7 protein-coding genes are annotated in these 11001 nt (G+C 72.6%); all 7 read left to right on the top strand.

Annotated features, from left to right (window positions below):
• The first annotated feature begins 429 nt into the window (after positions 1–429).
• The 7 genes from ACFRMQ_RS30315 (at position 430) to ACFRMQ_RS30345 (ending at position 10946) form a co-directional block, all read left to right on the top strand.
• Positions 430–1974, top strand: a complete 1545-nt coding sequence (locus tag ACFRMQ_RS30315) for a cytochrome ubiquinol oxidase subunit I (RefSeq protein WP_380733880.1) — start codon at positions 430–432, stop codon at positions 1972–1974.
• Between the two features lie 33 nt (positions 1975–2007).
• Complete coding sequence (gene cydB / locus ACFRMQ_RS30320; RefSeq protein WP_380733882.1) at positions 2008–3033, top strand: cytochrome d ubiquinol oxidase subunit II; 1026 nt, start codon at positions 2008–2010, stop codon at positions 3031–3033.
• Between the two features lie 4 nt (positions 3034–3037).
• Positions 3038–6523, top strand: a complete 3486-nt coding sequence (cydD, locus tag ACFRMQ_RS30325) for a thiol reductant ABC exporter subunit CydD (RefSeq protein WP_380733883.1) — start codon at positions 3038–3040, stop codon at positions 6521–6523.
• An 87-nt stretch (positions 6524–6610) separates the two neighbouring features.
• The gene (locus ACFRMQ_RS30330; protein WP_380733884.1) at positions 6611–8425 is read left to right on the top strand and encodes a GAF domain-containing sensor histidine kinase; all 1815 of its coding nucleotides are present in this window, start codon (positions 6611–6613) and stop codon (positions 8423–8425) included.
• Between the two features lie 199 nt (positions 8426–8624).
• Complete coding sequence (locus ACFRMQ_RS30335; RefSeq protein WP_380733885.1) at positions 8625–9038, top strand: hypothetical protein; 414 nt, start codon at positions 8625–8627, stop codon at positions 9036–9038.
• A complete protein-coding gene (locus ACFRMQ_RS30340) occupies positions 9028–9432 on the top strand; it encodes a hypothetical protein (RefSeq protein WP_380733886.1) in 405 nt (134 codons plus the stop codon). Before ACFRMQ_RS30335 ends, ACFRMQ_RS30340 begins: the two co-directional genes overlap by 11 nt.
• A gap of 470 nt (positions 9433–9902) precedes the next feature.
• Positions 9903–10946 (top strand): substrate-binding domain-containing protein, encoded by a 1044-nt coding sequence (locus tag ACFRMQ_RS30345; RefSeq protein WP_380733887.1) that lies wholly within the window; start codon positions 9903–9905, stop codon positions 10944–10946.
• Positions 10947–11001 lie beyond the last annotated feature (55 nt).

The raw sequence follows: 11001 nt of genomic DNA on the forward strand, positions 1-11001 counted from the left end.
TCTTGAAGAGTCCACACACCTCACCAAGATCACGCGGTGGCCGTTCCAGTTCCCGAACCAACCGGCCCGATCACGAAGTGCGGCTGGAGTACTAGCACGTGGATCCCGCCGGGGCGACCGGCTCGCGCGCCTGTCAAGCGCCGCTTCGGCCAACAACTTCCGGCCATCCGCCCGGTCGTTCGTTGCCCCGGCCCGGGGTGCCTCCGCAGACTGTGCGGACCGCGCCGCGGACCGTGACGCGTCACACAGCGACATCAACCCCACCCCACCTGCATGTCCTTCGTAAGGGTGGGGGATACTGCTCCTTGTGAACGTGTTCACGTTCACAAGCGGACAAGCTTGCGTGGTCGGACAACGGTCTCCGGCTATAGATGAGATCTGTCCGGAAGATGCCCGTCGTCACACGGGCAGGTTGGGAGAGAGGGCGAAGTGGAACTGGCAATCGCTCACGAGACCATCGCGCGATGGCAATTCGGCATCACCACCGTCTACCACTTCCTCTTCGTCCCGCTCACGATCAGCCTGGCCGCGATCGTGGCCGGGCTGGAGACCGCCTGGGTGCGGACGAACAAGGAGAAGTACTTCCACGCGACCAAGTTCTGGGGAAAGCTCTTCCTCATCAACATCGCGATGGGCGTGGTCACCGGCATCGTCCAGGAGTTCCAGTTCGGCATGAACTGGTCCGACTACTCCCGCTTCGTCGGTGACGTCTTCGGCGCCCCGCTCGCGATGGAGGCGCTGATCGCCTTCTTCTTCGAGTCCACCTTCATCGGCCTGTGGATCTTCGGCTGGGACAAGCTGCCGAGGAAGATCCACGCCGCCTGCATGTGGATGGTGGCGCTGGGCACCGTGCTCTCCGGCTACTTCATCCTGGCCGCCAACTCCTGGATGCAGCACCCGGTCGGCTACGCGATCGACCCGGTCACCGGCAAGGCGCAGCTGACCGACGTGGTCCGGGTGCTGTTCCAGAACACCACCCTGGTGGTCGTCTTCCACACCCTGACCGCCGCCTTCCTCACCGGTGCGGCCTTCGTCGTCGGCATCGCCTCCTTCCACCTCTGGAAGGCCAAGCGCAAGCCCGAGACCGCGGACCCGAAGCGGACCGCCGCGATGCGCACCTCGCTGCGGCTCGGCCTGGTGCTCGCGGTGATCTTCGGCGCCGGCACCGCGCTCAGCGGCGACACCCTCGGCAAGGTCATGTTCGAGCAGCAGCCGATGAAGATGGCCGCCGCCGAGGCGCTGTGGGAGACCCAGTCGCCGGCGCCGTTCTCCGTCTTCGCGGTCGGCGACGTCAGCAAGGGCCACAACTCGGTCGCCCTGGAGATCCCCGGGATACTCTCCTTCCTCGCCCACAACGACTTCAGCTCGTCCGTCCCCGGCATCAACGACACCGCCGCCGCCGAGGCCGCCCAGCACGGTGGCGACCCCAAGGACTACATCCCGAGCATCTTCGTCACCTACTGGGGCTTCCGCCTCATGATCGGCTTCGGGATGACCTCCTTCCTGGCCGGCCTGATCGGCCTCTGGACCACCCGGAAGAAGCTCTTCCTGCACCCCGAGTTCCGCACCGGCGAGACCGAGGTGCCCCGGCTGATGCTCACCCCCAAGCGCGAGCTCGGCCCGTTCCTCACCAAGTGGAGCTGGCGGATCGGCATCCTGACCATGGGCTTCCCGCTGATCGCCAACAGCTTCGGCTGGATCTTCACCGAGATGGGCCGCCAGCCCTGGGCCGTCTTCGGGCTGATGACCACGGCCAGCGCCGTCTCCCCCAACGTCGGCATCGGCACCCAGATCGGCGCCCTGGCCACGTTCACCGCGCTGTACGCGATCCTCGCGGTCATCGAGGTCCGGCTGATGGTCAAGTACGCCAAGGCCGGCCCCGACGTGACCGAGCAGCCGCCGGCCAAGGACCCGTCGCTGCGCGGCCCGTCCTCGGACGAGGACGCCGACAAGCCGCTCGCCTTCGCGTACTGAGGCCCCGGGACACTGCGGAACTGAGGATCTGACATGCAACTCCACGACGTCTGGTTCGTGCTGATCGCGGTCCTGTGGATCGGCTACTTCTTCCTGGAGGGCTTCGACTTCGGGATCGGCGTGCTGACCAAGCCGCTGGCCCGCAACACCGCCGAGCGGCGGGTGCTGATCAACACCATCGGCCCGGTCTGGGACGGCAACGAGGTCTGGCTGCTGACCGCCGGCGGCGCCACCTTCGCGGCCTTCCCGGACTGGTACGCGACGCTCTTCAGCGGCTTCTACATCCCGCTGCTGGTCATCCTGGTCTGCCTGATCATCCGCGGCGTGGCCTTCGAGTACCGGCACAAGCGCGACGGTGCCCGCTGGCAGCGGAACTGGGAGGAGGCCCTCTTCTGGACCTCGCTCCTGCCGGCCTTCCTCTGGGGCGTGGCCTTCGCCAACATCGTGCGCGGTGTGGACATCGACGCGCAGAAGAACTACGCCGGCACCCTCTGGGACCTGCTGAACCCGTACGCCCTGCTCGGTGGCCTGGTGACACTCGCCCTGTTCACCTTCCACGGCGCGGTGTTCGCCGCGCTCAAGACGGTCGGCGAGATCCGGGAGCGGGCCCGCAAGGCCGCGCTGCTGTCCGGGCTGGCGACCGCCGTGCTGGCGCTGGTCTTCCTGATCTGGACCCAGGCCGCCCACGGCAACGGCCGCAGCCTGGCCGCGCTGATCGTCGCGGTGCTCGCCCTGGTCGGCGCCCTGGCGGCCAACCAGCTCCGCCGCGAGGGCTGGGCGTTCTCGCTCTCCGGGGCGACCATCGTGGCCGCGGTCGCGATGCTCTTCCTGGCGCTCTTCCCGGACGTCATGCCCTCCACGCTGAACCCGGAGTGGAGCCTGACCGTCAGCAACGCCGCGTCCTCGCCGTACACGCTGAAGGTGATGACCGTCGTGGCGGCGATCTTCACCCCGCTGGTGCTGCTCTACCAGGGCTGGACGTACTGGGTGTTCCGCAAGCGGATCGGTGTCCAGCACATCCCCGGGCACGACCCGGCCGCCCAGCTCGACCAGGCCTGACGCCGTGAAGCCGGTCGACCCCCGACTCCTCGGGCACGCCCGCACCACCAGGGTCTTCCTCGTCGGCTCCGTGCTGCTCGGCGCGGCCGGCGCGGCCCTGGTGGTCGCCCAGGCGAGTCTGATCGCCGAGATCGTCGTCCGCGCGTTCCAGCACGGGGCGACGCTCGGCGAGCTGACCACGCCGCTGCTGCTGCTCGCCCTGACGGCGGTCGGCCGCGGGCTGGTCGGCTGGCTCACCGAACTCACCGCGCACCGGTCCGTCGCCCGGGTGAAGTCCACCCTGCGGCGCCGGCTGCTCGACCACGCCACCGCGCTCGGCCCGTCCTACCTGGCGGGCCGGCGCACCGGCGAACTCACCACCCTCGCCACCCGCGGCGTCGACGCGCTGGACGACTACTTCGCCCGCTACCTGCCGCAGCTCGCGCTGGCCGTGGTCGTCCCGGTGATCGTGCTGCTGCGGATCGTCGGCGCCGACTTCACCTCGGCCGCGGTCATCGCCGGAACGCTGCCGCTGATCCCGCTGTTCATGGTGCTGATCGGGATGGCCACCCAGTCCCGGATGGACCGGCAGTGGGACACCCTCGCCCGGCTCTCGCACCACTTCCTCGACGTGGTCGCCGGGCTGCCCACCCTCAAGGTGTTCAACCGGGCGCGCACCCAGGCCGCGACCATCGCCCGGATCACCGCCGACTACCGCCGGGCCACGCTGCGCACCCTGCGGATCGCCTTCGTCTCCTCCTTCACCCTGGAACTGCTCTCCACCCTCTCCGTCGCGCTGGTCGCCGTCACCGTCGGCTTCCGGCTGGTGGACGGCACGCTCGACCTGGAGACCGGGCTGCTGATCCTGGTGCTCGCCCCCGAGGTGTACTTCCCGATCCGCCAGGTCGGCGCGCTCTACCACTCCAGCGTCGAGGGGCTGACCGCCGCCGACGAGCTGTTCCGGGTCCTGGAGACCCCGCTGCCCGCCGCCGGCACCGTGCCGACGCCGGACCTCGCGGGCGCCGTGATCACGGCCGAGGACCTGGTGGTCCGCCACCCCGGGCGCACCGAGCCCGCGCTGGACGGCGCCGGGCTGACCCTGCGCCCCGGCTCCAGCACGGCGCTGACCGGCCCGAGCGGCTCAGGCAAGTCCACCCTGCTGGCCGTGCTGCTCGGCCTCACCGCCGCCGACTCCGGCACCGTCCGGATCACCGCCGCCGACGGCCGCGGCCACGACCTGGCCGAACTGGACCCGGCGAGCTGGCGGCGGCAGATCGCCTGGGTGCCGCAGCACCCGCACCTGTTCGCCGGGACGGTCGCCGAGAACCTGCGGCTCTACCGCCCGGAGGCCACCGACGAGCAGCTGTGGACGGCCCTGCGGTCCGCGCACGCCCTCGACTTCGTCACCGACCTGGAGGCCGGGCTGGGGGAGGACGGCGCCGGACTCTCCGCCGGGCAGCGCCAGCGACTCGCCCTCGCCCGGGTGCTGCTCGCCGACGACCGGCCGCTCGTACTGCTGGACGAGCCGACCGCCAACCTGGACGGCGCCTCCGAGGCGGCCGTGGTGGACGCCGTCCGGACGCTCGCCGAGGACCCGGCGCGCACCGTGCTGGTGGTCGCGCACCGGCCTGCCCTGCTGGCCGTCGCCGACCAGCGGGTCCGGCTGGCGGGGACCGCGCCGGTGCCCGCGGAACCGGTCGCCCCGCTCGCCCACAGCGGCAGGCCGACGCCCGCCCCCGCCGCCGCCGAGGAACCCGGGGGCGACGGCTCCACCACCCCCCGGCTGGCGCTCTCGATCCTGCTCGGCGCCCTCGCCCTCGGCTGCGCCGTCGCGCTGATGGCCACCTCCGGCTACCTGATCTCCCGGGCCTCCCAGATGCCGCCGGTGCTCTACCTGATGATGGCCGTCACCTCGGTGCGGGCCTTCGGCATCGGCCGCAGCGTCTTCCGCTACGCCGAGCGGCTGGTCTCGCACGACGCGGTGCTGCGCACCCTCGGCACGCTGCGCTCCGCCGTCTACCGCCGGCTGAGCGCGCTCGCCCCCGCCGGGCTGCCCGCCTTCCGGCGCGGCGACCTGCTCTCCCGGCTGGTCGCCGACGTGGACGCGATCCAGGACCACTACCTGCGCTGGCGGCTGCCGGCCGCGGTGGCGGGCCTGGTGGCGCTGGCCTCGACGGCGGCGGTGGCCGCCTTCCTGCCCGCCGCCGGGCTGGTGCTCGGCCTCGGGCTGCTGCTCGCGGGCGTGCTGGTGCCCGCGCTGGCCGCCCGCTGGTCGGCCGGCGCCGAGCGGCGCCAGGCCCCGGCGCGCGGCCGGCTGGCCACCACCGTGGTGGACGCCTTCACCGGCACCGCCGAACTCACCGTGGCCGGCGCGCTGCCCGGCCGGCTGGCCGCCGTCCGCACCGCCGACGCCGCGCTGACCCGGCTGGCCGCCCGTTCGGCCGCCACCACGGCGCTCGGCACCGGGCTGATCGCGCTGCTCACCGGGCTGACGGTGACCGCCGCGGCCGCCGTCGGCGTCCAGGGGGTGCGCGACGGTCTGCTCGCGCCCGTCTGCCTGGCCGTGGTGGTGCTGACCCCGCTGGCCGCCTTCGAGGCCGTCACCGGGATGCCGCTCGCCGTCCAGGCCCGCCAGCGCAGCCGCGCCGCGCGGGCCCGGCTGGACGAGGTGCTCGACGCCGAACCGCCGGTCGGTGAGCCCGCCGAACCGGTCGCGCTGCCCGAGCGGCCGCTGCCGATCGCGGTGCGCGGGCTGACCGTACGGCACCCCGGGCAGCCGGTGGACGCGCTCGCCGGGGTCGACCTCGACCTCGCCGCCGGCCGCCGGATCGCCGTGGTCGGCCCGTCCGGCTCCGGCAAGACCACCCTCGCCCAGGCGCTGCTGCGCTTCCTGGAGCCGAGCGCCGGGACGGTGCGGTTCGCCGACGGCCGTCCACGGGCGGTGGACAGCCGCTCGCTCGCGGGCGAGGACGTCCGCCGGGTGATCGGGCTCTGTGCCCAGGACGCGCACGTCTTCGACAGCTCGCTGCGGGAGAACCTGCGGCTGGCCCGCCCGGACGCGGGGGAGGACGAGCTGCGCGCCGCGCTGGCCGCCGCCCGGCTACTGGAGTGGACCCAGGGCCTGCCCGACGGCCTGGACACCATGGTCGGCGAGCACGGGGCCCGGCTCTCCGGCGGCCAGCGCCAGCGGCTGGCGCTGGCCCGGGCGCTGCTCGCGGACTTCCCGGTGCTGGTCCTGGACGAGCCCGCCGAGCACCTCGACCTGCCCACCGCGGACGCGCTGACCGCCGACCTGCTGACCGCCACCGAGGGCCGCACCACCGTGCTGATCACCCACCGGCTGGCCGGCCTGGACGACGGCACGGTGGACGAGGTGCTGGTGCTGGACGGCGGCCGGGTGGCCGAGCGGGGTCGCTGGTCGGAGCTGGTCGCCGACCCGGACGGGCGGCTGCACGCGATGTGGCGGCGGGAGCGGGAGGCCGACGGGCTGCTGGAGCCGGCGGGCCGGTAGTCGCGCCGCCGGTGGCGGTACCGCCGGTGGTCGCGCCGCCGGTCGCGCCGACCTTCGGCTGAAAAGCGTACAAACTAGGCTTTCTCCATGGACCCCACGCCGGACCTTCCCGAGGCCACTCCCGAGCCGACACCCCACCAGGTGCCCGAGATCGCCTCGCTCGGGCTGGACACGCTGGTCACCGAGGTCGCCGAGCGACTCCAGTCGGCCGCCGCGGTCACCGACCGGATGCAGCGGCTGCTGGAGGCGGTGGTCTCGATCGGGGCCGGGCTGGACCTGCACGCCACCCTGCACCGGATCGCGGTGGGCGCGGCCGAGCTGGTCGACGCCCGGTACGCGGCGCTCGGCGTGATCGCCCCCGGCGGCACCGGACTGGCGGACTTCATCCACGTCGGGGTCGACGACGAGACCGCCGCCGAGATCGGCGAACTGCCGGCCGGCCGCGGCGTCCTCGGCGCGCTCATCGACCGCCCCGAACCGCTGCGGCTGTCCGACCTCGGCGCCGACCCGCGTTCCTCCGGGTTCCCGCCGCACCACCCGTGCATGAGGACCTTCCTGGGCGTGCCGATCCGGGTCCGGGCGGAGGTGTTCGGCAACCTCTACCTCACCGAGAAGAAGGGCGGCGGCGCCTTCACCCCCGAGGACGAGCAGGTGGTGCACGCGCTCGCCGCGGCGGCCGGCGTGGCCATCGAGAACTCCCGGCTGTACGAGGAGGGCCGCCGCCGGGAGCGCTGGATCACCGGCGCCGCCGCCCTCGCCACGGCGCTGCTCTCCGCCGAGCAGGCCGAGACCGCGCTGACCGTCGCGGCCGAACAGGTGCGGGAGCTGGCGGACGCCGCGCTCGGCATGGTCCTGCTGCCGACCGGCCCGGAGGGCGGCGGCGAGGGCGACGGGCAGATGCGGGTCGCGCACGCCTCCGGTGAGCTGGCCGAGTTCGTCCGCGGCGAGCTGCTGCCCAAGGAGAGCTTCGCGGCCCGGCTGCTCGCGGGGGAGAGCGTCCACCTGGACGACATGTCCAGCGATCCGACCACGGTGATCCGGCTCGCCCGCCGCTTCGGCCCGTCCATGGCGGTGCCGATGGTCGCCGCCGGACGGGTGCTCGGCGGTCTCTGCGTCTGGCGTCCCTGTGGCGCGGTGCCGTTCACCGAGAGCGAGAAGCAGCTCGCCGAGACCTTCGCCTCGCAGGCCGCGCTGGCCCTGCGGCTCGCCGAGGGCCAGCGCGACCAGCAGCGGCTGGCCGTCTTCCAGGACCGCGACCGGATCGCCCGTGACCTGCACGACCTGGTGATCCAGCGGCTGTTCGCCACCGGGATGATGCTGGAGAGCGCCGCCCGGCGGGCGGTCGTCCCCGAGGTGAGGACGGGCATCGGCAAGGCGGTGGACGAGCTGGACGCCACCATCCAGGAGGTCCGCACCACCATCTACGCCCTTCAGCACGACAACCACGGCGACGCGCCGGACACCCTGCGCACCCGGGTGCTGCGGGAGGCCAGCCAGGCCGCGGCCGCGCTCGGCTTCAAGCCCTCGGTGAGCTTCGTCGGGCCGGTGGAGAGCCTGGTCGGGGAGAAGACCGGCCGTCAACTGCTGGCGGCGCTGAGGGAGATGCTGTCCAATACGGCCCGGCACGCGCGTGCCTCCCGGGTCGGCGTGGAGATCGACGCGACCAGCCACCTGGACGAGAACGGCCGCCCGGTGGGCGGTGACCCGGAGTCGCTGGACCGCGGTGGCCGGCCCGGGGTGCTGCTCACCGTGACCGACGACGGGGTGGGCATCCCGGCGGGCGGCCGGCGCAGCGGCCTGCTCAACCTCACCCGGCGGGCCGAGGCGCTCGGCGGCGACGCCTGGCACGAGAGCGGGCCGTACCGGAAGGGGACGATGGTGCGCTGGACGGCCCGGCTCTGACGGCGGGGAACCGACGGTCCGATGCCGCCGGTCCGGCACCGGTGGCTCCGTCCGAGAACCAGTGAAAGTTAAACGAGAGAGAACTTCCCGACCAACGGCGCAAGTTGTGAACGTTCTGGGCTTTCGGGGGCTCCGTGTGCACACATAGCTTTGCTCCCGCTCGGAGGGGAATCCGGAGGGCAACCGGACGGAGGGGGCAGTGAACGCTGCCGGCCGCGGTCACACCGCAGCAGGGGCAAGTCGAGGGGGGTTCCGCGCCGAACGGGCAGCGGACGGGCGCTACCGCTGGCAACTGAAGGCGCCCAACGGACGGGTGGTCGCGATCACCGCGGCCGCGTTCGAGACGGCCGGCGAGGCCGAGCGGGGCTTCGACGGCCTGCGCCTCGGGGCGGCCGAGCTCACGGCGCGGATCACCCACGTACGGGAAGGCATCGGCTGGATCTGGGTGGTCCCGGGCTCGCGCGCCGCGCCCGAAGTGCGGTCCAGTCGCGCGTACGAGCGGTACGCGACCTGCCAGAACGCCTTCCGTCGGTTCGTGGTGCTGCTCGCCAAGCAGCCGCCCCGCGAACTTCCGGAGCCCGTCGCACGGTTGAGAAGCGTCGATGGCCGCTGAGCGGCGCGGCCCGCGGCTGCTGATCGTGCCGGTCGCCGACCGCGGCCTCGGCTGGGCGCTGCGGGCCGCCAACGGGCGGCCGCTCGGGGTCGGTGTGCGGACCTACCGGAGCGAGGAGGAACTGGCCGACTCGGTGCGCGAGTTGCTGATCGAACGGGCCGCCCTGCGCTGCTCGGTCGGGCAGTCCGAAGGGCGCGAGTGGGTCTGGGCCGCCTATCTGCCGGTGCGCAGCACCCGGCCGGGGACGGCCGGGGCCGTTCCGGTCGCCCGCAGCGCGCGGGGATACCTGCGGCGGGACCAGTGCCAGGCCGGGATCGACGGGTTCCTGGCCGGACTGCGCTGGGTCGGGCAGGAGCTGCGGCGGAACGGGCGGAACGGCCGCTGGCCGTTGTGAGCCCCTGAGGAACGATGGCGGTCCGTCGGATGACGGGCCGCCATGTCGGCGTTTCCGGAACGGATGAGATCCGGAACCCGCACATCCGGAACACCTGCTTCCGCCGGCGCTCCGTCCGTTCTCCGGATGCCTCCGTGCGCTCCTGGTGCGCCGCCGGGCCGTCCGTGCAGTTCCGGTGAAGGCCAGGTTTCCGGCAACACTCCGAGCAGCCTCCTGGAGAAGAACGTCGACCGGGTTCGGAGACCCGGCAATGCCCCTGTCACGTGCACGCTGACCAGTGGCTAAACCTCGTCGAACCGATGAGTCGACATTCCTCGGCCGGACTCGACATCCCTTCCGGCGGAACCTCCCCGCCGGACAGGATCGGCACTGCCGGACAGGCCGCAGCGGACGCGGCCACCGGCCCCCGAACTCTCAAACGGAGTACGGGTTTCACGCGATGTACGTCTCTCCCCCGGAGGAAGAGGAACATGCGTAAGACCGCTGCCAAGCTGCTCACCGTCGCCGCGCTGGCGACCTCCGTCGCCACCGTCGTCAGCGGCACCGCCGTCGCCGACCCGGCCACCGGTGTCACGCCCCGCGCCATCGACATCGTGGGTGTCGGCTCCGACACGACCCAGACGATCCTGAACCAGCTCTCGGTCGACTACAACGCCTCGCTGACCGACCCGAACGCCCCCCGTCTGTACAGCTGGGACGCGACCGGCTCCTCGCCGATCACCACCAAGACCGGTGCCACCTCGATCGACCGCCCGAACGGCTCCGGCGCCGGCGTGAAGGCCCTGGCGGTCAACACCTCCGCCACGGTCGACTTCGCCCGTTCCTCGCGTGGCCCGGCGGCCACCGACGCCCACGGCCTCGACTTCGTCGCGCTCGCCAAGGACGCGGTGACCTGGTCCTCCAAGCTCAACGGCAACGCCCCGGCCTCGCTGACCCCCGCGCAGCTCAAGGCGATCTACCAGTGCGACCCGGCCGCCCGCACCTGGAACCAGATCGACTCCACCAAGCCCGCCACCAACATCCAGCCGTGGCTGCCGCAGGCCAACTCCGGCACCCGGTCCTTCTTCCTGACCGCGATCGGCAACCCGACCCTGGGCACCTGTGTCCAGGACGGTCCGGAGGAGAACGAGGGCACCGACTCCCGTCTGCAGGACCCGAACGTCATCTTCCCCTACTCCGTCGCCAAGTACCTGGGCCAGACGGTCGGCGGCCACGCCTCCGGCAACGACGCCCCGGGCAGCCTGACCCTGGGCAGCGTCGTCCTCGGCGCCAACGCGGTCGCCCCGGTGGCGAACGGCGTCATCAACTCCACCTTCGCCAACTCGGCCTTCGGCCGCGTGGTCTACAACGCCATCCGTGACACCGAGTGGACCGCGACCGACGCGCACGGCACCGCGCTGCGCGCGATCTTCGGCCCCACCGGCTGGATCTGCAGCAACGCGACCGCCAAGGCCGACCTCAAGAGCTACGGCTTCCTGGTCACCCCGGCCTGCGGCTCCTTCGTCCAGAGCTGAACCACCCCGCACCCGGCACCACCCGGCACCACCCGGCGGCCACGGGCCTCGTGCC

This window comes from Kitasatospora sp. NPDC056783 (genome assembly GCF_042789895.1).
Taxonomy (GTDB): Bacteria; Actinomycetota; Actinomycetes; order Streptomycetales; family Streptomycetaceae; genus Kitasatospora.